The sequence below is a fragment of the Streptomyces sp. AK010 genome, from assembly GCF_014207295.1.
In the GTDB taxonomy this organism is placed as follows: domain Bacteria; phylum Actinomycetota; class Actinomycetes; order Streptomycetales; family Streptomycetaceae; genus Streptomyces; species Streptomyces massasporeus.
On sequence record NZ_JACHCX010000007.1, the window covers coordinates 217,844 to 238,060 of the forward strand.

The window sequence follows — 20,217 nt, forward strand, 5'->3', positions numbered from 1 at the left end:
CGGCCCGGTCAGCGGCGTCCGCCTCCGCCGTAGCCGTAGCCGTAGCCGGGGTAGCCGTAGCCCGGATTGCCGTACTGACCGTCCGAGTCGCAGTGGTGGCCGTAGCGGTGGCAGGGCGATTCGGTGGCGGCCGGGCTGCTCCGGGCCGGCTGCGGCGCCGGGGACGTCGCGGACGGCCTCGGGGTGGGCTCGGGCGTCTTCGACGGGGTGGGTGTGGACGTGGGGCGCGGGACGGGAGCGGCGGCCTTCCAGTTCACGGACTCCATCCGGAGGTCCGCCTTGGAGGTGTCGATCACCCAGCGCTGGACCTCGTCGTCCGCCCGGGCCTTGAGGACCAGGGCTCCCGAGCCGTCGGTCGCGGCCGGGGTGAGGGCCAGGTCCTGGTCCGAGCGGGGCACCAGGGCGCCCTGCAGGGTGAAGTCGTAGCGGATGTTCTTCGGGTCGGGCCGGGACGCGCCCGTGCAGGGGGCCAGCCGCACCGAGTATCCGAGCTGCGAGTCCAGGCACAGGTCGGGAGCGGCGCCGTTGCGCAGCAACCCGTCGGTCTCATAGGTCCACTGCTGGGCTGCGTCGGCCGAGCAGGTCGTGAGCTCGGCCTCCCCGCCCTCCACGGCCTTGTCGCCGTCGATGCCCACGCACAGGCCCGAGGAGACGTTGTGCAGCCGGCCGCGCAGGGCGCCCTTCTCGGCATCGCCCGCACCGGCCCAGGACGGGTCGCGGCTCGCCTCGCCCGCGTCGGAGTCGGGGGCCTCCCCGGTGGGCCGGTCGGCAGCGGCCGGCGCGTCGTCGCCGGAGTTGCCGGTGGACCACAGGACCAGTGGCAGGACGACCAGACCGCTGACGGTCAGCACGCCCGCGGTGAGGTTGCGCCGCCGGGCGGTACGGCGGGCCGCCTTCTGGGCGGATCTTCGTGCGGCGGCCCGGGAGCCTTCGGGGCGAGGGGCCCGGGGTGCGGGGGCGGGCGGTACGGAGACGTCCGCGCGGGTCGGAACCTGCGCGGTGGCCGCGGCCGGGGCCACGCACTCGGGCTTCGAAGGGGGCGGCGGCACGGCCGCCGGGCCGCCCGGATCGGTGAACGACTCCCCGACCGCGCCGGCGAGGGCGACCGGGTCCGGGAAGGCCTCACGCCCCTCACGTGCCGGGCCGGGGAAAGCCTCACGCGCCGCATGAACCGGATCCGGGAAGTCCGCACGCGCCGGACCGGGGAACGCCTCGCGCGGTGCACGGACCGGGCCGGCCGGGAAATCCTCACGAGCCCCGCCGGCCGGGCCCGGGAAGGCCTCGCGCCCCTCGCCGGCCGGCCCGGGGAATGTCTCGCGGGGTGGGTGGACCGGATCCGGAGCAGCCGCATGCCGCTCGCGTGCCGGCCCGGGCGTCTCGCGGGGTGCGCGAACCGGGTCCGGAATGATCTCGTACGCCAGATCGACCGGGTCGGGGAAGACCTCGCGCGCCAGGGCGACCGGGTCCGGGAGCAGTTCACGCGCCGCACCGGCCGGCATCACGGCGGCGGCCGCACCGGCCGCCGTCCCGGGCCTCCCGGGCTTTCCGGCGTGCCGCCCGCCCCCGGCGCTCTCCCCCGCCTCGTGCGCCCGGCGCTCCGCGTAGTCCCGCCCGCCCCAGCCCAGCACCCCCTCCGAGAGGGCGACACCCAGGTCGTGATTGAACTGGTCGAGCTGGTCGGCGGCAGCGCTGCAGTGCCCGCAGCCGTCGATGTGCGCGCGTAGATCCGGGTCGATGTCGAGACCCCCGCGCCGGTACGTCACGTCGAGCAGGCGCAGATAGCGCCGGCACTCCTCGTCGGGGGCGAGTTCACGGTGCAGCTGAAGGGACTCCTCGCGCAGCCGGTCCCGGGCCCGGCCCAGTTCGACCCGCGCGCCCTCCTCGTCCAGGCCGAGCAGCCCGGCCGGGGAGGTGAGCGGTTCGGCCTCGACCTCGACGTGCCACAGCAGACAGCGCGCGGACTGGGGCAGCCGCTGGTAGGCCCCGGACAGCAGGCGCCGGCGCGGCGAGGGCAGCAGCCGGGAGGCGGGCCGGTTCCCGTCGCCGGTCCCGGCGAGCAGGTCCGGGTGGAGCGTGTCGCACCGGTGGTCGCCGGCCCACTCGGCCGCGATGCGCCGCACGGTGAGGAGCAGGTGGGGCCGCCACGCGGAGGTCGGGCCGTTCTGCCGGAGCGTTTCGCCGAAGAGGCGGGTGAAAGCCGCAGTCGTGAGCATTCCCGCGGAGCGCGGGCCGTCGGTGCACAGCCGGGCGTAGGCGAAGGCCGCCTCCCAGTGCCGGTCCAGCAGTTCACCCACGGGGTGAAGTGCGGGCGTCGCCCCGGTCCACTTCCTGAGCTCCGCGCTCAGTTGCTCGTCCGTCGCGCCGAACCTGCGGGCCGAGGCCGGGGAATTCGACGGGCCTGCGTCTTCCAAGGCTGCATTCCTCTCAAGGACATACGGAATAAAGTCCATACCAAGGGGTATGCCGGCCCGGCGGCCTCGCGCATACGAAAGAGCGGCGTGTTGTGGACACGCCGACAGGGCACACCTTTGCACAGCTCAGCAACAGGGAACAAGTGAACCAGCGGTTTCGTGCATTGCGCACGCGGCCGGCGGCTTTTGACGAAATGTCAATCAAGTGAGCGAAAGGCATTTCCTTGGTGCCTCCCCCCCTTTGGCCGCTCACATTCGGTCCCCTGCGGCACCGGCCCGAAAACCATTGACACACCGCCTGAACAGCAGCTCACACCGTCGTCCCCGTTCTGGCCGCCGGCCTTTCCCGCCCGGCTGCGGAACCAATAGCGCCGCTCAGCCGGACGGATCGCCGTGCGTCGTGCGGTACGACCCGGGCGGTTCCCCGTAGCGCTCGCGAAAGGCGCGATTGAAGTGGAACGGGCTGACGAAACCCGAGGCAGCGGCGACGCGCTCCACGGGCAGGTCGGTGCTCTCCAGCAGCCGGGCGGCATGGCGCAGCCGCGCCTCGCGCAGGGCGCGCATGGGCGACTGGCCCAACTGGCGGCTGAACAGATGGGCGAAGCGCGACGGTGACAGCGCGACGCCCCCGGCGAGCGAGCGGACAGTGTGCGGGGCTCCCGGGTCGGCGTCGATCAGCTCCTGGGCACGGCGGATCCGTGCGTCGAGGCCAGGCCGGGGCGCCGTCGGCCGGGCGCCGGTGGTGAGGAGGACGACCTCCTCCAGCGCGCACAGGGCCAGTTCGCGGGCCGCGCTGCCGTGCGCCACGGCGACCTGCGGGTTCGGGGGTGACGCGTCGGGCGGCGCCTCGGTGCCGGTCCAGCGGGCGTCGGCGTGCATCCGCCGGAACGCCGTCCCGACGCGGTCCCGCACCGCGGCCGGGGCGGAGGTGACCGCGTACATCCCGTCGCCGGTGCCGTACGGCCGCAGCCACGTGGCCCAGGACGGACGGGCCTGGCAGTGCACCCACCAGAACTGCCAGTGCGGGGCGCCGGGCCCGACGGCGTAACCGTGCGGGACGCCGGGGGCGAGCACGACCAGGTCGCCCGCGCCGGCCGTGGTTCGGGCACCGCCCTGCCACAGCAGGCCCCGGCCCGCGGTGGTCCAGGTGACGAGCCAGCTCGCGGATCCGTGCGGCCGGTTGACGCCGTAGCCGGGCGGCTGGTCGAAGTGACCGAGCACCACCAGCCCGGGGGGCGGGGCGGGATCCCCGCCGTCCCCGGTGCGTCCGGTGTTCCCGGAACTCCCGGTGTTCCCGGAGCTCGCGATGTTCCCGGAACTCCCGGTGATCCCGGAACTCCCGGTGTTGCCGGTGATCCCGGAGCTCCCGGTGATCCCGGAGCTCGCAGTGTTCCCGGAGCTCGCGGTGATCCCGGAGCTCCCGGTGATCCCGGAGCTCGCGGAACTCCCGGTGTACTCGCCGTCCCAGGCGTCCCCGCTGTCCGGGTGCGCAGCAGCGTCGGGCAATCCGTCAGCACGCACGGGCATCCTCCTCCGCGGCCGGGTGGCCTAGCGTTTCGAACCGAGGACACCTGACCGAGGAGTGCGTTCATGACAGTCACGGGCAACGGCGCCGTCGGCGTTTCCATCCTGGACCCCGCTGGGCTCCGGCGGTACCGGGAGGGGTTCGAGGAGGACGGTTTCACGGTGGTGCGCGGGCTCTTCGGGTCCGACGAGATCGATCATCTGTGCGGCGAGTTCACGGCGCTGCGGGCGGCCGGTCCGGTGCCCGGGCACTTCGAGCCACGCGCCGAGGACAGGCCGGGCACCGACCCGCTGCACGTCTGGCCGCGGGTGATGCACCCGCACGAGATCAACGGCCTCGCACGCGAGGTCCTGCTGGACGCCCGGCTGCGGACGGTCCTGGAGGCCCTCCTCGGGGAGGAGGTGCTGGCCGCGCAGAGCATGTTCTACTTCAAGCCGCCGGGGGCCCGGGGGCAGGCGCTGCACCAGGACAACTTCTACCTGCGGGTGGAGCCGGGCACCTGTGTGGCCGCGTGGGTGGCCTGCGACGTGATCGACCGGGAGAACGGCGGACTGGAGGTCGTGCCGGGCACGCACCGCATGGACGTGTTCTGCCCGGAGCCGGCCGATCCCGACGTGTCCTTCGCCCGGGAGTACGTTCCGCCGCCGCCGGGGCTGGCGCCGGTGCCGGTGGACATGACGCCGGGGGACGTCCTGTTCTTCAACGGGAGCCTGGTGCACGGCTCACAGCCGAACCGGGCGCCCGAGCGGTTCCGCCGGTCGTTCATCGGGCACTACGTGGGGCGGTCGGCGGAGCGGATCGGGCGGTTCTACCGGACGCTGGCGATGAGCGGGGCGAGGGTGGAACTGGCGGAGAGCGAGGGGGCGGGCCCCTGCGGAACGGAGTTCGAACCGCAGGGCCCGCACTGAGCTTCGAGTGACCTCTCTCAGTGCCCGGCGATGGGGTGGGGACCGTACGGGCGCTGCAGTTCCTCCAGTTCCTCGTCGCTCAGCTCGATTTCCACGGCGGCCACCGCGTCCTCCAGGTGCCCGGGCTTGGACGCGCCGACGATCGGGGCGGTCACCGTGGGCTGGTGGAGGAGCCAGGCGAGGGCGATCTGCGCGCGGGGGACGCCCCGCTCCCCGGCGATGCGGGTGACCGCCTCGACGATGGCGCGGTCCCCCTCCTGGTACAGGGTGCTGCCGAAGCTGTCGGTGGCGCTGCGCTCGGTGGTGGTGTCCCAGTCCCGGGTGAGCCTGCCGCGGGCGAGCGGGCTCCACGGCAGGACGCCCACGCCCTGGTCCGCGCACAGGGGCAGCATCTCGCGCTCCTCCTCGCGGTAGATCAGGTTGTAGTGGTTCTGCATGGAGACGAAGCGGGTCCAGCCGTTCAGCCGCGCGGTGTACTCCATCTTGGAGAACTGCCACGCGTACATCGAACTCGCCCCGATGTAGCGGACCTTGCCCGCCTTGACGACGTCGTGCAGGGCCTCCATGGTCTCCTCGACCGGGGTCTGCGGGTCGAAACGATGGATCTGGTAGAGGTCGACGTAGTCGGTGCCGAGGCGGGTGAGGCTCTGGTCGAGCTCGGTCATGATCGCCTTGCGGGACAGTCCGCCGCCGTTCGGTCCGGGGCGCATCCGGCCGTGCACCTTCGTCGCGAGGACGATCTCGTCGCGGCGGGCGAAGTCGCGCAGGGCCCGGCCGACGATCTCCTCGCTGGTGCCGTCGGAGTAGACGTTCGCCGTGTCGAAGAAGGTGATCCCCGCTTCGACCGCCTGCCGGATCAGCGGCCGCGAGGCCTCCTCGTCGAGGGTCCACTCGTGCGTGCCGCGGTCGGGCAGACCGTAGGTCATGCACCCCAGACAGATCCGCGAGACGTCCAGGCCCGTCGAACCGAGCTTCACGTACTGCATCGATGCTGCTCCTGCCTTCGGAGGGGTTTCCACGGGGAGCGTACGTGTTCGATCGCACTCGAAGTCGCGGCCGACGAGGGTGCCTGACGGGTCGTCACCACTGCCGTGACCTCTGCCGGCGGCGTCCGGCCGTCAGCCGCGCCCGACCATGTCCAGGGCCCGTTCCCACCCGAACTCCGGCCGGCCGCCGTCCGTCCCCGGCTCTCCCGTGTACGGCTCACCGAACCGCACGCCCATCCCCCGCAGCCGTTCGACGCTGTCCCGGTAGGCGGGGTGGGCGGCCAGCGCGTCGGCCACGCACGGCAGGACGACGATCGGCACCCCGAGCCCCGCGACCTCGCACAGGGTGCCCAGGGCGAGGGTGTCGGCGATACCGGCCGCCCACTTGTTGACGGTGTTGAACGTGGCGGGCGCGACGACCACGGCGTCCGGTGCCGGAAAGGGACGCGGCTCGCCCGGTGCGCGCCAGGCCGAGCGGATGGGCCGGCCCGTCTGGGCCTCGACGGCGGCGGTGTCGAAGAAGCCGTTCATCGCGACGGGTGTCGCGATGACGCCCACCTCCCAGTCCCGTTCCTGCGCGGCGGTGATCAGCTTGCTGACGTCCGCGGCGATGCCGGCGGCGCAGACGACGACGTAGAGGAAGGGCTTGCGGGCGGCCTGTTCGGTCATCCGGGAAACCCTAGCGACTCCCCCGGACTCACCGGAGGGGAAGATGTCTCCGCGTTCCGACTCCGGCCGGGCGCCGTGGATCCGGCTCCTCCTCCTCGATCGGCACGTCGTTGATGCTCGCCTCGCGGCGGGTCATCAGGCCGTGCTCGTCGAACTCCCATCGTTGCCGTAGGAGCGCCACCACTCCGAGTACGCCGAGCGGCACGGGGAGCCGGAACAGCGGATCCTGGCCGTGTTCGACTGGCTCGGGATGTGGTTCGCCGAGCCGGGCTTCCGCGGCTGCGCATGGCTCGACGCGTACGGCGAGCCGGGCGCCACCTCGGAGCGCGTGGCCGGCCAGGTGCGCGCGCACAAGCGGGCGTTCCGGGAGTACCTGGGCGCGCTGGTGGCGGCGGCGGAGCGGCCCGATGCGCTGGCCGGGCAGCTGTTCCTGCTGGCCGAGGGGGCCATGGCCACAGCGGGCGTCACCAGGAGCGCCGAGCCCGCGGCCGAGGCGCGCGAGGCGGCCCGGCGGCTCCTGGAGGCCGGGTGAGCTCCGGGGTCAGCCCACCGTCTCGGACACGCTGATGGCGCTGACCGGGCAGGCGCGGGCCGCCTCCCGCAGCAGCGGGCTGCCGCTGTCCTCGGCGCCGGGCAGCAGGGTGCTGCAGCCGTCGTCGTCCTGGGTGAAGACGTCCGGGGCGGTCAGGGCGCACTGGCCCGCGCCGATGCAGACGTCCTGGTCGATGTCGATGCGCATGTGCGGAAGGCCTCTTACCAGGTCACGGGGAGTTCCAGCATCCCCTGGATGGTGTCGCCGGGCTTGAAGGGGATCTCCTCGGCCGGGGCTGCCAGGCGCAGGGTGGGCAGCCGGTCGAAGAGGCTGCGCAGGGCGATCTCCAGCTCGGCCCGGGCGAGGTTCTGGCCGAGGCACTGGTGGATGCCGAAGCCGAACGCGACGTGGTGCCGGGCGGAGCGGCTCCAGTCCAGCCTGTCCGGCTCGGGGTAGACCGTCTCGTCGCGGTTGATGACGGAGGTCGCGAAGACCACTCCCTCGCCCTTGCGGATCGTCGTCCCGGCCACCTCGATGTCCTCCACGGCGAGGCGCAGCATGCCGTCCGCGATCGACAGCATCCGCATCAGCTCCTCCACCGCGGCCGGCAGCAGCCGGGGGTCCGCGCGCAGCTCGGCGAGCCGCTCGGGGTGCTGGAGCAGGGTGAAGGTGCCGAGCGAGATCATGTTGGCGGTCGTCTCGTGGCCCGCGACCAGCAGGATGAGAGCCATGGCGATCAGGCCCTCGCGGTCGAGGTCGCCCTCGCGCAGCTGCCGGTGGACCAGGTCGTCCAGGAGGCCGGTGCCCGGGTCCTGCTGCTTGCGGTCGATCAGCTCGCCGAAGTACGTCTCCAGCCGGTCGCGGGCGTCGAGCACGTCGGCGGTCTCGGGGCCGCGCAGCAGCCGTCGCGACTGGGTCTCGAAGAAGTCGTGGTCGGAGTACGGGACGCCCAGCAGGGCGCAGATCACCATGGACGGCACGGGCAGCGCGAAGGCGCTCACCAGGTCGGCGACCGGGCCCGCGGCGATCATCGCGTCGAGCCGTTCGTCCACGATCTGCTGGATCCGTGGCCGGAGTTCGACGGCCCGCTTGAGGGTGAAGTCCCCGACGACCATCCGCCGCTGGGCGCGGTGCTCGGGGTCGTCGACGCCGAGCAGGGCCGTTCTGCGGTTGCGGATGCCGGCGAAGCGCTCGGTGGGGGCGGGGAAGCCGGGCCGGTCGCGGTTGGACGACAGGCGCGGGTCGGCCAGCAGCGCGCGGGCGGTGGCGTGCCCGCTGACGAGCCACGCCTCGCGTCCGTCGAAGAGGGCGATGCGGGTCAGGGGGCGTTCGGTGCGCAGCGCGTCGTAGGCGGCGGGCGGGTGGTAGGGGCAGGTCCGGCTCTGAGGGAAGGCGACGGGTGCGGTCGTGTCCGTCATGAAGACCTCGCAGACGAGTAGTGCGTCGTACCGATCTTCATTAGATGCCCCAGGCATCTATAGGGCGACGCGAAGTTCGGCCAGATCGCCGACGCCGGCAACATGGCCGGGGAACGCCGCCTCCCTGTTCGAACACCGGGGGCGGAGGCGCGTGTTGCGGGTTCACCATCCTTGCCGGGGCGCGGGTGCGGCGGCGCCGATTCGAAAACCGGTTGTCGGCGGGGCCGGGCAGGCCTCAGGATCCGGCCATGCCTGCGTTCACCGTTGCCCTGCCGTTGTCCGCCGCCTCCGCCGCGGGCCGACAGCAGCAGTCCGGCCGCCGGGGAGGACCGACGCCACCGCGGTCATGACGGCCGCGCTCGTCGCGGGGCTGCTCGCCGGGTACGGCATCGCCGTCCCCGTGGGCGTTGTCGGGACCTACGTGGTCTCCCTCACCGCCCGCACCACCCTGCGCACCGGTGTCTGCGCCGCGCTCGGCGTCGCCACCGCCGACGGGCTCTACGCCCTCGCGGCCACCCTCGGGGGCACCGCTCTGGCGTCCACGCTGCGGCCGGTGCTCGGTCCGCTGCGCTGGGTGTGCGTAGCGGTGCTGCTGGCCCTGGCGGCATGGGGCGCCATGACCGCGCTGCGGGAGTACCGCGGCCACCGGCTCGCGACCCGTACCGCCCCCGCTCCCCCGGGCCCCGCCCGGGCCTACCTGGGCCTGCTGGGCATCACCCTGCTGAACCCCACCACCGTCGTCTACTTCGCGGCCCTCGTGCTCGGTTCCCAGGCCACCGGCCCGGCCGGTCCGCTGGAGCAGGGCGTGTTCGTGCTGGCCGCGTTCGCCGCCTCCGCGAGCTGGCAGGTGCTGCTGGCCGGGAGCGGCGCCCTGCTGGGCCGTGCGCTGACCGGCCGCCGGGGGCGGCTGGCGACGGCCCTGGTCGCGAGCGGTGTGATGACGGCTCTGGCCGTGCGGATGGCGCTGCCGCCGGGGTGAGGGCCGACTTCCGGCCCGATCCGCCCGGGTGCGGATGATTCCCGGGGGCACGAATGTTGAAGACGGGTGGCGATGAGCCGCGGACGCGACGATGGGACGGATGCCATGCCTCTCGAAGGCGAGTACGAACCCAGCCCGACGCAGTGGGTGCGCAAGCAGGTCGAGCTGTACGAGAGCTCCGGCGGCAAGGAGGGGACGACGCTGCAGGGCTCGAAGATGCCGGTCGTCGTCCTGACCTCACGCGGGGCGCGGAGCGGGAAGCTGCGCAAGACGCCGGTGATGCGGGTGGAGCACGAGGGGCGCTACGCCGCGGTGGCTTCCCTCGGCGGGTCGCCCAAGCATCCGGTCTGGTACTTCAACCTCCTGGCCGATCCGCACGTGGAGCTCCAGGACGGGCCGGTGAAGCAGGACATGACCGCCCGTGAGGTCACGGGCGAGGAGAAGGCGGCCTGGTGGGAGCGGGCCGTCGCGGCCTACCCGGCGTATGCCGACTACCAGAAGAAGACGGACCGGGAGATCCCGGTGTTCGTCCTGGAGCCGACCGAGGGCGGCTGAGCACGGGGCCGGCCGCCCGTGCGGGCAGCCGGCCTCAAAAAAGATCTTGCTCCCCGGGTGTGTGAACCCGTACCGAGGGGGCACGCGAGGTTCAGGCCCCGCCGCGTTCCCCCGTCGCGGCGGGGCTTTCCGCTGCCTCGCGGGCGAGCCGGTCCGTCACGTCGAGGAATATCTGGTCCGCCTCGGGCACCGTCCGCGCGATGGATCGCTTGATCCGGACGGCGACCTCCTCGACGCGCTCGCTGTCCAGGCCGGGCACGAGGTCGACACGGGCCGCCACGAGGGCCGTGTCCAGCCCGGTCTTCATCGTGAACAGCGCCTCCACACTGTCGATCTCCGGCTGGGCCCGCAGCAGTGACTCGATCCGCCCGCTCGACTCCGGGTCGGCCGCCTCGCCGATCAGCTGGTCGCGGGCGTCGCGGCCCAGCCGGAAGGCCACGTAGACCAGGAGCGCGCCGATCGCGAGTGAGGCGGACGCCTCCCACACCACCTGGCCGGTGACCATGTGCAGCGCCATGCCCACGATGGCCAGGGTGACGCCGAGCACGGCGGTGCCGTCCTCGGCGACGACCGTACGCAGGGCCGGGTCGCGCATCCCGGCACCGGCGCCGCCCTGCTTGCGCACCTGGTGGAGCGCCCGCAGCAGCGAACCGCCCTCCGCGAGGAGGGCGATCCCGAGCACGATCAGGCCGGCCACATAGCCGCCGAGTTCCTCCTCCGCACCGCTCGCCAGGGCCTCGAAGCCCTGGAAGAAGGAGAAACAGCCGCCCATGACGAAGATCCCGACGGCCGCGAGGAGCGACCAGAAGAACCGCTCCTTGCCGTAGCCGAAAGGATGACGCCGGTCGGCGGGGCGGCGGCTGCGGCGCAGTGCCGCGAGCAGGAACACCTCGTTCAGGCTGTCGGCCACCGAGTGGGCCGCCTCGGACAGCAGGGCGGGCGACCCCGCCGCCAGGCCGCCGATGGCTTTGGCCACCGCGATCACCAGATTGGCCGCGAGCGCCACCAGCACGGTGACGCGTGTCCTGCGATCACTTCCTTCATCAGTCACCCACGCCGATTGCCCCGGTCGGCGGTGCTCACACCGTGCCGTCGGCGGAAAACGGGGAACGCGTTCACCAGGGTCCACGTACGGCAAGGAGGTCACCCCCATGAGCCGCGACGACGGCGACGACGGCAACACCGGCTACGGAAGGAGGACGTTCAAACGGTCCAAGGCGCATTTCGCGGACCGCATCACCGCGGACGGCCGGGACGGCTGGCCGGTCGAGGCCGGCCGCTACCGTCTGGTCGTCAGCCGCGCCTGCCCGTGGGCGAGCCGGTCGCTGGTCTCCCGGCGGCTGCTCGGCCTGGAGGACTCCCTGTCCCTGGCCGTCGCCGACCCGATCCAGGACGACCGCAGCTGGCGCTTCACACTCGACGAGAACGGCCGCGACCCGGTCCTCGGCATCCGCTTCCTCGCCGAGGCCTACGACCGGCGCGAGAGCGACTACCCCGGCGGGGTCAGTGTGCCCGCGATCGTGGACGCGCCCAGCGGCCGGCTGGTGACCAACGACTACCAGCAGCTCACACTCGACCTCGCGACCGAGTGGACGGCCCTGCACCGGGACGGCGCGCCCGACCTGTACCCGGACAAGCTGCGCGACGAGATCGACGAGGTGATGGCGGGCGTCTACGCGGACGTCAACAACGGCGTCTACAAGGCGGGGTTCGCCACCGGGCAGGAGGAGTACGAGGCCGCCTGCGCCGGGGTGTTCCGCCGGCTGGAGCTGCTCGCGGACCGGCTGGAGCGGCAGCGGTACCTCGTCGGCGACACGATCACCGAGGCGGACATCCGCCTGTTCACCACGCTGGTGCGCTTCGACGCGGTCTACCACGGCCACTTCAAGTGCAACCGCTGGAAGCTGACGGAGAACCAGGTGCTGTGGGCGTACGTCCGTGACCTCTACCAGACGCCCGGGTTCGGCGACACCGTCGACTTCGACCACATCAAGCGCCACTACCACCAGGTGCACACGGGCATCAATCCGACCCGCATCGTGCCGCTCGGCCCGGACCTGTCCGGCTGGCTGACCCCGCACCACCGCGAGGAGCTGCCCGGCCGTCCGTTCGGTGACGGTACACCGCCCGGGCCGGTCCGCGCCGAGGAACGGATCCCGGCGGCCCACACCCCCTGACCCCCTTCAGCTACCAAGGAGTCCCCCGTGGCAAAGAAGAAGAAGATGTCTCTCGCGTACCAGCCCCTCGGGTTCGTGCTCGGCTGGTCGGGCGGCTGGCTGGCCGGGCTCGCCTTCCGCAAGACGTGGATGGCGATCCGGCACGAGCAGGACGCGCCCGACGCGCTGGACAAGGACCGCGGCTGGGGTGAAGTGCTGCTGGCCGCGGCGATCCAGGGCGCCATCTTCGCGGTGGTGCGCAGCGCCGTGGACCGTGCGGGCGCCAAGGCGATCGAGCGTTCGACCGGAACCTGGCCGGCCGGCGAGAAGGGCGGCCGGGACTGACGCCGACGCGGCCCCGCCCGGCACCGTACCGGGCGGGGCCGTGCTGTGCGCTCGGCCGTTGTTCTGGATCGTCTGCGTGGTGGGCGCGACTCGGGGGCGCAGGGCGACGGCCAGGGCCTGCCGGCGCCGGGCGCACGCCGGGTTCAGCCCTGCTTGGGTGCCGTCGGGGCGGTGCGGCGCAGGGTGAAGGAGTGGCCTGCCGGGTCGGCGTAGCCGCGTTCCTCCAGGGGGCCCGAGGGCTCCTTGGCCTCCAGGGGGCGGCCGCCGAGGCCGATGACGCGGCGTTCGACCGCGTCGAGGTCGTCGACCACGAACTCCAGGTGGGCCTGGAGGGAGTTCTCGGGGCGCGGCCAGCTGGGCGGGGTCGCGTTGACGTCCCGGCGCAGTGCGATCCGGAAGCCGTCGGGGCTCTTGATCTCCACCCGGTTGGCGGTGGCGTCCGACTCCTCCCCCTCCAGCAGTTCCTTGTAGAACGCGGCGAGCTTCTCGGGCTCGGCGCAGTCGAGCACGAGGACCCCCGCTTTCACCAGTGCCATGTCTCCTCCGCAGGATTCCGGTCGCGGGGCGGTCGTGCCCCGCGGACCCGTACCTTGCGGATATCCCGGAGCGGCGGATTCAGTCGGTCTTCAACCATCGTCCGTCGCGCATGAGTTCGCGCCCGTCGAGCTCGTCGGCCTCCCGCCGGGCCTGGATCCGCCGCGGCACGACACGGAAGTAGAGGTACGGCGTGGCGAGCCGGCGGGGGCCGAACCCGGTCTTGGCGGCGAAGAGTTCGGCGTCCTGCTCGGTCAGCTCGCCGGGCTGGACCGTCTCGGCGGTGCCCTCGACGAGGACGACGTCGCGGGTCGGCCCGATGCCCGCCCGGGCCCGGCCGGAGGCGGCCGGGTTCCGTCCGGTGGGGCTGGACGCGGGCGTGGCGAACAGCAGGTACGAGCCGTTCCGCAGGAAGGACAGCGGGACGCGGCAGCGCGTCCCCGACCCGCCGTCGGCCGTGGCGACCCAGGCGTCCACGTCGTGCTCCAGGCGGTGCAGGGAGTCCTTCTTGCGCTGCCCGGCGCTGCGCACGGGTGCGGACGTCGTCGTCGGTGTGCCTCCTGAGAAGTCTGAGAAGTCGCCGGACAGACCGAGTCCAGTGTGCGCCGGGCAACCGCAGAGGCCCGGCGGACGCGACACGCCGAGTGAGGGACGAGGGAGTATACGCAGCTCAGGCGCCTTGAGCAGTAACGGACATCACGGTCCGGTCACGCGTAGATCAATTACGCGTTGGGCAGATTGGTTCCGCTTCAACTTTCGTGCCACGAACCCCGGTTCGAGCGGATGGGCGCTCACCCTGACCGTCCACCCGCCGAGGCGGGGCCATTCGTGCTGCCGTGACCACAGCTTGAAGGGAGACCCGTGTGAAACCTCGAGTCGTAGGCGGTGGTCCGGAGTTTTCCACCGACACCTTCCTCCCGGCCCATCCGGGCGCCCAGCTCCAGTCCGCGGAGGCGGGGAACGCCCTGGCCCGCCTCTTCGCACACCACACAAGACGGTGCACGGACGAGTTCCGCGCTTCCGAGAACGCCGCTCAGCAGCGGCTGGACACACTCCGATCCCCGCACTCCAGGACCACGTTGCATGTCGAGGGAGCCCTCCGTCTGGCGCCGCGCGCATTCCTCCCGCCCGACGAAGAGGGCTCCGCCAGGTTGCAGCGGCTCGACGCCGGCCTGCGCGTGATCGCGGCAGCCTTTCCCCAGGTCAGCACCGATATCGAGCTCTGTCGACTGACCTGCGCGATGCTGGAAGGGGCATGGAGGAGCCGAGCACTCGCCGTGCCGCGCGAGGAGGAGCAGACCGCCGTGTGCGACTGCTCGTTGTGCGGTCGGCTGCCCACGCCCCCCGAGCGCACGCCGGCTGACTACGATTGGCGGCAGAGCGCCGGTCGTCCCCTCACAGTCAAGACCTGGCCCTACGCCAGGGAACTCGACAGCGTCCTGACCGGTGGATGGGTCTTGGCCCGGGTGTTGAACGACTTCGAGCGAGACCTCGGCTACCGCCACCGCTTCGAGGACGACATCCTGCTCTTCCACGAGTACAAGCGCGTGATCGACACCATAGACACCACGCACCTCACCCAGCTCATTGCAGCCCGCCTGGCCGAGAACTTCAGCACCAACACCGCACGTGCCCTGGTCTGCGGCCTCTACGCGGCCCACAAGCGATCGGCGGACGAGTACTGGCTCCAGCAGCACCACATGGGCAGCGTCGTACTCCCCCAGACCAACCCGCTCGGCCAGAGCGCCTACTCCGTCCTGCAGATGATGGACTGCCTGTTCTGGCACGTCTCGCCCGACACAGAGCTCTGGCAGGAAGAACACCTCGCCTCCCTGCTGCTGTGCCGCGTCGTCGACGACATGGTCGACGTACGAGCCGACGCCCTCACCGGCGAGATCAGCAATTTCTGGCTCACCGACATGCCCGCCCACGCCAAGGTCCTCTACGCCGCCGCCGCCATCGCCCTCATCAAGCACGGCTGCATGCCCGAGGCGCATTCGCCGATGTGGAACACCTGGCTGATGCCCAGCACCATCGTCTGGCTGGGGCTCACGGGCCGCCACGCCCTGTGGTTCGACGGCATCACCCAGGGCCTCCCCCCGGCCGAGGGGTGCCCGTTGTGCGACCTTCAGCCCGACGCGTGCACCGGTGTCCTCACCCACGGCATCACCCTCACCATCGCCCCGCGGCCCACCGCACCGGCTCTGGGCACCCACGCCGCCGAGCTGTCCGCCCGCTGCCGGGCCCAGTACCCCACGACATGGCCCCTTTTCGACGCCGAGCTCCATGCCTTCGAGGCACTGCACGGTCCCTGGCACGGCAGCATCGACAGCACCTGGGAGGTCCTGCGCCGCACGTACATCTCCGCCGTGGAGGCGGCCGGCGCCGCACCGTCCACGGCCCGCGCGCGTGAGATCCAACAGGACTCCGGCGCAGTCGGAGCCGAGTTCTTCCACACCCTGCAAGACCCTCGCACCGGGAGGGAGGACATCGCACTGCTCGCCTACATGTTCGGCTGCGCCCACCCGCATTTCCTCTGGAGCGCCACGGGATACCGGCCCTCGGACCTCGCAGGCGACTGGCTCGACGGCTGACGCCGCTGCCCGGCCGGCAGAGCCGGCCGGGCAGCGGCGTTCCGGGCCTATACGTCGAACTCGACCGGCAGGCTGTCCAGCAGCGACATCCATGTGGACGCGGTCGAGGTGAGCTCCCCCGACGGCACGGCCAGGCGTAGGCCAGGCAGACGGTGCAGCAGGACGTCCACCGCGATCTCGATGACGGCCATCCCGATGCTCTGCCCCGGGCACTCGTGCGGGCCCGCGCCGAACGCCAGGTGCGCCTGGTTGCCGTGCACCGAGACACCCAACTCCGGCCGGATCTCGGGGTCGAGGTTGCCCGGGGCGAGACCGATGACGAGCAGGTCGCCCTCCTTGACGCGGTGCCCGCCCAGTTCCACGTCGCCGACGGCGAAGCGCCCCGGCAGGACGGCCAGCGGCGGCGAGTTCCACATGGCCTCCTCCACCACCGCCGAGATGTTCAGCTGACCGCTGATCAGGCCGGAGAGCCGGGAGTCGTCGGTCAGGACCAGCGCCAGCACCCGGGCCAGCAGGTTGGTCGTCACATGCGCGGCGATCAGCACCGCGCGCAGGTGGGAGACGACCTCGTCGTGGTCGAGCCCCGCGTGATGCTCCAGCAGGCCGGTGGCAAGGTCGGAGCCGGGTTCCGACCGCCTGCGTTCGGCGAGTTCACCGAGGATCTCTTTGATCACGCCGTCGTGCAGGACGGCGTTCTCGCCGCCCCTCATCACCTGGGCGCAGGACTCGACCAGGCGGCGTCCCTCGGCCTCGGCGAGCCCCAGAACGCGCGCGACCACGATCATCGGCAGGCAGTCGGCGTAGTCCGCCACCAGATCGGCGCGGCCGGAGCCCGCGAACGTGTCGATCTGCTTGTTGGCGAAGCGCATGGCGTGGCGGCGGACACCGCGGCCGGCGGCGGACTGCAGGGCGTCGTTGACGGCTCGGCGCAGCCGGCGGTGAGCCTCGCCGTCCTGGGACACGCAGTCGGGACGCCAGGCCAGCATCGGAACGAGCGGAGAGTCGTCCGCGATCCGGCCCTCCCGCAGGTCACGCCATGTCCGCGCGTCCCGGGCGAACTGGAGGGGATTCTCGAGCACTCGCCGGCTGTCCCGGTAGCCCAGTACCAGCCAGGCGGGGATGTCGCCTTCCAGCAGCACCGGTGCGACCGAGCCGTGTTCCTTGCGCAGCCGCTCGTAGATGCCCCCGGGGTCGGTCGCGGCCTCCGGCCCGTACAGCCGGGTGAGGTCGCTGCCGTGGTGGGCCACGGGGCAGCCGGGGCCCTGGAGGGAGTGGTCGGTCGAGTCGTTCATCGGGGCTCCAGGGCCACGGCCGAGCGTTCCTTCAGATGGTGGATCAGGGCGACGAGTACGTCCCGGCTGGAGGCCCGGTCGCGTGCGTCGAAGGCCACGACCGGGGTGTGCGCGGGGATGTCCAGGGCGTCCCGGATCTCCTCGGCCGGGTAGTTCCGGGAGTCGGGGAAGACGTTCAGCGCGACGACGAAGGGGACCTCCTGGCGCTCCATCTCCTCGATCGCCCGGAAACTGGACTCCAGGCGGCGGGTGTCCACCAGGACGATCGCGCCGAGGGCACCCTTGAACAGCCCGTTCCACAGGAACCAGAACCGCTCCTGCCCGGGCGTGCCGAACAGGTACAGCACCAGACTCTCGTTGATGCCGATCTTGCCGAAGTCGAGGCTGACGGTGGTCTGCGTCTTGTCGGCGACGCCGATGAGATGGTCGATGTCGGCACTGGCCTGGGTGAGGGTCTCCTCGGTGGTGAGCGGCTTGATGTCGCTGACCGACCGGACCATGGTGGTCTTCCCGGTGCCGAACCCGCCGGCGATCATCACCTTCACCGAGCGGGTGTCCCCGCCCGAGCCTCCGGGTTGGTCAAAGCCTTTCAAGTCCACTGAGTACCTCCTCAAGGAGCGCGAGGTCGGGCCCGCGGCCGGCGTCGTGCGCCGGGATGGGGTTACGGGCTTCGACGCGACCTGCGTCCAGCAGGTCCGACAGCAGCACCGCGAGAATGTTGAAGGGGAGCCCGAGGTGAGCGCCGAGCTCGGCGACCGAGAGCGGGTCGCGGCAGCGCCGGAGGATCTCCTCGTGCTCGTGCTGCATGCCCGTTAACGGGGTGGCGCGGGAGACGACGAGGGTCGCCACGTCGAGGCTCGACGCCGAACCGCCCGGTCCGCTGCGCCCGCCGGTGAGGACGTAGTAGCGCTCGAGACCGGACGGGTCCGACGGCCTGCGGGGAGCACTCATCCAGAGTGCTCCTCCAGGCGCGGAGTGGTGCCGAGGAGCTCACCCATCCTGCGGGCCAGATCTCTCATCTGGTGGCCGAGCAGACCCTGGTCGAGGCCTTCCCTGGCGAGGACGCCGAGGTACGTCTCCACACCCGCGCGCACGACGAAGAGGTGCCCGCCGTCCACCTCGATCATCGCGAGGCGCAACTGCCCGGCGTACTTGGGGAACTGCTCGGCGACCGGCTGGGCCAGGGCCTGCAGACCGGCCACCACGGCGGCGAAGCGGTCGACGTCGTCGGGGTCTTCGGCGCCGTAGGACGTGATGGCCTTGCCGTCGCTGGAGGCCACGAGGGCGAAGCGGATCTCCTGGATGCTCTCGACGAGATCGCGGAGCGCCCAGCTCACATCTGTTCCTTGTTGCGTCATGGGACTAGTCGCTCTCTTCGGTGCGGTGCTCGGTGTACTCGCGGCCGGCGAGGGTGTCGCGTTCGCCGGCAGCCTCGGATGCCTCCGCCGCGTCGCGTCCGGCGGTGGCGAAGGCGGCGAGACCCGAGAAGGACGCGTCCGGCGGGACGGCGGCCACCGTGCCCCGGTCGGTCCGTTCGGCCGGCCTGGGCGCCTCCGTCTCGTTGCGCTTGCTGCGGCGCCGGGGCAGTCCGCCGGGCGTGGTCTCCCCGGTCTCGGCCGGCGCGGCCCGTGGTTCGGGTTCCGCGACCGCCTCGCGGGCCGGGGCGGCCGCGGCGGTGCGGACCTGCGGGGCCGGCGCGGCCGGTACGGTCGCGGCCGTCGGCAGCGGGCTGAAGTACTTGTGCGGCACCACGACCACCACGGAGGTTCCGAGCCACGGCGAGTCCGCGAAGGTCACGCGGATGCCGTAGCGGCGGGCGAGGGCGCCGACGACGCGCAGACCGATGTTGGCGTCCTCGGTGATGCCGCCGAGGCCCGCGCCGGGTGCGGTGCCCGCGAGGGCGTACTCGGCCTCGCGCTTCTTCTCCTCGCTCAGGCCCTTGCCGGAGTCCTGGATCTCGATGCCGACGCCGTTGGGGACCTCCTTGCCGGAGATGAGCACCGGCTCGGTGGGCGGCGAGTAGCGGGCCGCGTTGTCCAGGAGGTGGGCCAGGATCAGCGTGAGGTGGTCGACGAGGCCTCCGTCGACGCCGAGTTCGGGCAGGTGGCGCACCTGGATCCGGTGGAAGTCCTTGATCCGGCCGATGCCGCCGCGCACCACGCTGAGCAGCCGCTGCGGTTCCTGCCACTGCCGGCCGGGCCGGTCGGAGCCGCCGAGCACACCGATGCTCGCGGCGAGCGAGTCGGCGGGGCCGAGCTCCTGGTCGAGCTCCATCAGGCCCCGGGCGACGGCCGGCAGCCGGCCGTGCTCGCCCTGCATCTCGTGCAGCCGGCCGCGGAGCTTGCTGGTCAGCACGTGGATGCGGTTGCCGATGCTGATCACGGCCTGCTCGGCGGAGGTGGAGCGGTCGAACTCCGCCTCGAGACCGATGAGTGAGGTGCGCAGCAGCTTGCGCAGTTCGGCCTGGAGTTCCGGGCTGACCTTGGCGCACTGGTTGACCGTGGGCAGCAGGTCGTCGATGGCGTCGCCGGAGCGCAGCTTCTCCATCGCTTCGGGCAGCTGCTCGTCGGCGAGCCGGGCGACCGCGGCGAGCTGGTGGGAGAGCTGCTCCTGCCAGACCGCGGCCTGGTCGGCGAGCTGGGCCTCGTACGACGAGGCCTGCTCGGTCAGCCGTTCCTCGTAGGCCCGGGACCGGTCGGCGAGCTGCGACTCGTACGTGGCGCTCTGGTCGGCCAGGCGCCGCTCGTACGTCGCGTTCTGCTCGTTGAGCTGGGATTCCAGGCCGGCACGATCGGCGGCGAACTTGCGTTCAAGTCCCGCCACATGCTGCTGCCACTGCTGGTTGTGCTCGGCCTGCGTGGTGCGGAAGGAGCCTTCCACACGGTGCAGTTGGGCCCGGGTGCGCAGCAGCAGGCGTACGCACACGGCGCCGGCAGCCGTCGCCGCGACACCGGCGACGGCCACGGTTATTCGCTCCGAGCTCATGAACGTGGCGGCAACGGTCCCGCCTCCCAAGCCCAGCGGCATCAACCACCAGCTGTACCAGGCGACAGGGGCCCGCGCCGCCGGTGGCGGAGTGGCGAGTTCCATCTGCATCCTTCGAAGCAACACGAACGAACAGGGGGGGTGTGGACCGCACTCATGAGTACGCACCGCGAGTCGACCGGACGCGATCGCGTCAACTCGCAGCGCCGATCGGAACCTTATCGGGTTCGGACCCGAAAGGATCAACTGCGGCCACCTGCCGGACGTGAGGGCTCCGTCACTCTCCGAAAGAGGGCAACTGGTCGACAAATGGCTTTGCTGTCAGTGG

21 protein-coding genes and 2 pseudogenes are annotated in these 20,217 nt (G+C 72.0%); 8 read left to right on the plus strand and 15 right to left on the minus strand.

Annotation, left to right across the window (positions count from 1 at the left end; translation table 11 throughout):
- Positions 1-8: 8 nt before the first annotated feature.
- Both HDC93_RS16220 and HDC93_RS16225 read right to left on the minus strand, forming a co-directional pair.
- The gene (locus tag HDC93_RS16220; RefSeq protein WP_260419590.1) at positions 9-2,411 is read right to left on the minus strand and encodes a ricin-type beta-trefoil lectin domain protein; all 2,403 of its coding nucleotides are present in this window, start codon (positions 2,409-2,411) and stop codon (positions 9-11) included.
- Positions 2,412-2,786: 375 nt separating this feature from the next.
- The gene (locus HDC93_RS16225; RefSeq protein WP_185011400.1) at positions 2,787-3,635 is read right to left on the minus strand and encodes a helix-turn-helix domain-containing protein; all 849 of its coding nucleotides are present in this window, start codon (positions 3,633-3,635) and stop codon (positions 2,787-2,789) included.
- Between the two features lie 46 nt (positions 3,636-3,681).
- Here HDC93_RS16225 and HDC93_RS37820 point away from each other — a divergent pair, with 46 nt between their 5' ends.
- Positions 3,682-3,963: a hypothetical protein gene (locus tag HDC93_RS37820; protein ID WP_221516806.1), complete on the plus strand. Its 282-nt coding sequence runs from the start codon at positions 3,682-3,684 to the stop codon at positions 3,961-3,963.
- Positions 3,964-4,001: 38 nt separating this feature from the next.
- Positions 4,002-4,844, plus strand: coding sequence for a phytanoyl-CoA dioxygenase family protein (locus HDC93_RS16235; RefSeq protein ID WP_185011402.1), 843 nt, complete (start codon positions 4,002-4,004; stop codon positions 4,842-4,844).
- 17 nt (positions 4,845-4,861) lie between these two features.
- Here HDC93_RS16235 and HDC93_RS16240 read toward each other — a convergent pair whose 3' ends face one another.
- From HDC93_RS16240 to HDC93_RS39685, 3 genes and pseudogenes are all read right to left on the minus strand, one after another.
- Positions 4,862-5,830, minus strand: coding sequence for an aldo/keto reductase (locus HDC93_RS16240; RefSeq protein ID WP_185011404.1), 969 nt, complete (start codon positions 5,828-5,830; stop codon positions 4,862-4,864).
- 132 nt (positions 5,831-5,962) lie between these two features.
- Complete coding sequence (locus HDC93_RS16245; RefSeq protein WP_185011406.1) at positions 5,963-6,499, minus strand: flavoprotein; 537 nt, start codon at positions 6,497-6,499, stop codon at positions 5,963-5,965.
- Between the two features lie 36 nt (positions 6,500-6,535).
- Positions 6,536-6,703, minus strand: a pseudogene (locus HDC93_RS39685) (DUF1348 family protein); the annotation flags it as partial.
- On the opposite strand from HDC93_RS39685, the pseudogene HDC93_RS16255 reads away from it, so the two are divergent.
- Positions 6,696-7,031, plus strand: a pseudogene (locus HDC93_RS16255) (TetR/AcrR family transcriptional regulator); the annotation flags it as partial. The pseudogenes HDC93_RS39685 and HDC93_RS16255 overlap by 8 nt on opposite strands.
- Before the next feature lie 9 nt (positions 7,032-7,040).
- On the opposite strand, the gene HDC93_RS16260 reads toward HDC93_RS16255, so the two are convergent.
- A complete protein-coding gene (locus HDC93_RS16260) occupies positions 7,041-7,238 on the minus strand; it encodes a ferredoxin (RefSeq protein ID WP_185011408.1) in 198 nt (65 codons plus the stop codon).
- A gap of 14 nt (positions 7,239-7,252) precedes the next feature.
- The gene (locus HDC93_RS16265; protein WP_185011410.1) at positions 7,253-8,449 is read right to left on the minus strand and encodes a cytochrome P450; all 1,197 of its coding nucleotides are present in this window, start codon (positions 8,447-8,449) and stop codon (positions 7,253-7,255) included.
- A 346-nt stretch (positions 8,450-8,795) separates the two neighbouring features.
- Here HDC93_RS16265 and HDC93_RS16270 point away from each other — a divergent pair, with 346 nt between their 5' ends.
- Entirely contained in the window at positions 8,796-9,428 is a 633-nt protein-coding gene (locus HDC93_RS16270) for a LysE/ArgO family amino acid transporter (RefSeq protein ID WP_185011413.1), read from the plus strand.
- 105 nt (positions 9,429-9,533) lie between these two features.
- A complete protein-coding gene (locus tag HDC93_RS16275; RefSeq protein ID WP_185011415.1) occupies positions 9,534-9,983 on the plus strand; it encodes a nitroreductase family deazaflavin-dependent oxidoreductase in 450 nt (149 codons plus the stop codon).
- A gap of 91 nt (positions 9,984-10,074) precedes the next feature.
- On the opposite strand, the gene HDC93_RS16280 is transcribed toward HDC93_RS16275, so the two are convergent.
- Positions 10,075-10,995, minus strand: coding sequence for a cation diffusion facilitator family transporter (locus HDC93_RS16280; protein WP_185011697.1), 921 nt, complete (start codon positions 10,993-10,995; stop codon positions 10,075-10,077).
- A gap of 139 nt (positions 10,996-11,134) precedes the next feature.
- On the opposite strand from HDC93_RS16280, the gene HDC93_RS16285 reads away from it, so the two are divergent.
- Together HDC93_RS16285 and HDC93_RS16290 are read left to right on the plus strand one after the other, a co-directional pair.
- The gene (locus HDC93_RS16285) at positions 11,135-12,160 is read left to right on the plus strand and encodes a glutathione S-transferase family protein (RefSeq protein ID WP_185011417.1); all 1,026 of its coding nucleotides are present in this window, start codon (positions 11,135-11,137) and stop codon (positions 12,158-12,160) included.
- Positions 12,161-12,187: 27 nt separating this feature from the next.
- Positions 12,188-12,484 carry a DUF4235 domain-containing protein gene (locus HDC93_RS16290; RefSeq protein WP_185011419.1) on the plus strand — a complete coding sequence of 99 codons (297 nt, stop codon included), beginning with the start codon at positions 12,188-12,190 and terminating at the stop codon, positions 12,482-12,484.
- A gap of 143 nt (positions 12,485-12,627) precedes the next feature.
- Here the strand turns inward: HDC93_RS16290 and HDC93_RS16295 are convergent, their stop codons facing one another.
- Complete coding sequence (locus HDC93_RS16295) at positions 12,628-13,020, minus strand: VOC family protein (RefSeq protein WP_185011421.1); 393 nt, start codon at positions 13,018-13,020, stop codon at positions 12,628-12,630.
- Positions 13,021-13,099: 79 nt separating this feature from the next.
- The gene (locus HDC93_RS16300) at positions 13,100-13,549 is read right to left on the minus strand and encodes a pyridoxamine 5'-phosphate oxidase family protein (RefSeq protein ID WP_185011422.1); all 450 of its coding nucleotides are present in this window, start codon (positions 13,547-13,549) and stop codon (positions 13,100-13,102) included.
- Positions 13,550-13,881: 332 nt separating this feature from the next.
- Between HDC93_RS16300 and HDC93_RS16305 the strand changes: the two genes are divergently transcribed.
- The gene (locus tag HDC93_RS16305) at positions 13,882-15,612 is read left to right on the plus strand and encodes a hypothetical protein (protein ID WP_311774566.1); all 1,731 of its coding nucleotides are present in this window, start codon (positions 13,882-13,884) and stop codon (positions 15,610-15,612) included.
- A gap of 47 nt (positions 15,613-15,659) precedes the next feature.
- Here the strand turns inward: HDC93_RS16305 and HDC93_RS16310 are convergent, their stop codons facing one another.
- The 5 genes from HDC93_RS16310 to HDC93_RS16330 are packed head-to-tail and all read right to left on the minus strand — an operon-like array spanning position 15,660 to position 19,994.
- Positions 15,660-16,904 carry a cytochrome P450 gene (locus HDC93_RS16310; protein ID WP_185011424.1) on the minus strand — a complete coding sequence of 415 codons (1,245 nt, stop codon included), beginning with the start codon at positions 16,902-16,904 and terminating at the stop codon, positions 15,660-15,662.
- A complete protein-coding gene (locus HDC93_RS16315) occupies positions 16,901-17,503 on the minus strand; it encodes an ATP/GTP-binding protein (protein ID WP_185011427.1) in 603 nt (200 codons plus the stop codon). The genes HDC93_RS16310 and HDC93_RS16315 overlap by 4 nt, the downstream gene beginning before the upstream one ends.
- Positions 17,484-17,855 carry a DUF742 domain-containing protein gene (locus HDC93_RS16320; protein WP_185011429.1) on the minus strand — a complete coding sequence of 124 codons (372 nt, stop codon included), beginning with the start codon at positions 17,853-17,855 and terminating at the stop codon, positions 17,484-17,486. The genes HDC93_RS16315 and HDC93_RS16320 overlap by 20 nt, the downstream gene beginning before the upstream one ends.
- Positions 17,852-18,262, minus strand: coding sequence for a roadblock/LC7 domain-containing protein (locus HDC93_RS16325; protein WP_003994857.1), 411 nt, complete (start codon positions 18,260-18,262; stop codon positions 17,852-17,854). The genes HDC93_RS16320 and HDC93_RS16325 overlap by 4 nt, the downstream gene beginning before the upstream one ends.
- Positions 18,263-18,266: 4 nt before the next feature.
- Positions 18,267-19,994 (minus strand): ATP-binding protein, encoded by a 1,728-nt coding sequence (locus tag HDC93_RS16330; RefSeq protein WP_185011431.1) that lies wholly within the window; start codon positions 19,992-19,994, stop codon positions 18,267-18,269.
- Positions 19,995-20,217: the final 223 nt, after the last annotated feature.

Bases quoted from the DNA above. Each gene is read 5' to 3' on its own strand.
- HDC93_RS16235 (WP_185011402.1), top strand. From the start codon at position 4,002: ATGACAGTCACGGGCAACGGCGCCGTCGGCGTTTCCATCCTGGACCCC.
- HDC93_RS16240 (WP_185011404.1), bottom strand. From the start codon at position 5,830: ATGCAGTACGTGAAGCTCGGTTCGACGGGCCTGGACGTCTCGCGGATC.
- HDC93_RS16245 (WP_185011406.1), bottom strand. From the start codon at position 6,499: ATGACCGAACAGGCCGCCCGCAAGCCCTTCCTCTACGTCGTCGTCTGC.
- HDC93_RS16260 (WP_185011408.1), bottom strand. From the start codon at position 7,238: ATGCGCATCGACATCGACCAGGACGTCTGCATCGGCGCGGGCCAGTGC.
- HDC93_RS16265 (WP_185011410.1), bottom strand. From the start codon at position 8,449: ATGACGGACACGACCGCACCCGTCGCCTTCCCTCAGAGCCGGACCTGC.
- HDC93_RS16270 (WP_185011413.1), top strand. From the start codon at position 8,796: ATGACGGCCGCGCTCGTCGCGGGGCTGCTCGCCGGGTACGGCATCGCC.
- HDC93_RS16275 (WP_185011415.1), top strand. From the start codon at position 9,534: ATGCCTCTCGAAGGCGAGTACGAACCCAGCCCGACGCAGTGGGTGCGC.
- HDC93_RS16285 (WP_185011417.1), top strand. From the start codon at position 11,135: ATGAGCCGCGACGACGGCGACGACGGCAACACCGGCTACGGAAGGAGG.
- HDC93_RS16295 (WP_185011421.1), bottom strand. From the start codon at position 13,020: ATGGCACTGGTGAAAGCGGGGGTCCTCGTGCTCGACTGCGCCGAGCCC.
- HDC93_RS16310 (WP_185011424.1), bottom strand. From the start codon at position 16,904: ATGAACGACTCGACCGACCACTCCCTCCAGGGCCCCGGCTGCCCCGTG.
- HDC93_RS16320 (WP_185011429.1), bottom strand. From the start codon at position 17,855: ATGAGTGCTCCCCGCAGGCCGTCGGACCCGTCCGGTCTCGAGCGCTAC.
- HDC93_RS16325 (WP_003994857.1), bottom strand. From the start codon at position 18,262: ATGACGCAACAAGGAACAGATGTGAGCTGGGCGCTCCGCGATCTCGTC.
- HDC93_RS16330 (WP_185011431.1), bottom strand. From the start codon at position 19,994: ATGGAACTCGCCACTCCGCCACCGGCGGCGCGGGCCCCTGTCGCCTGG.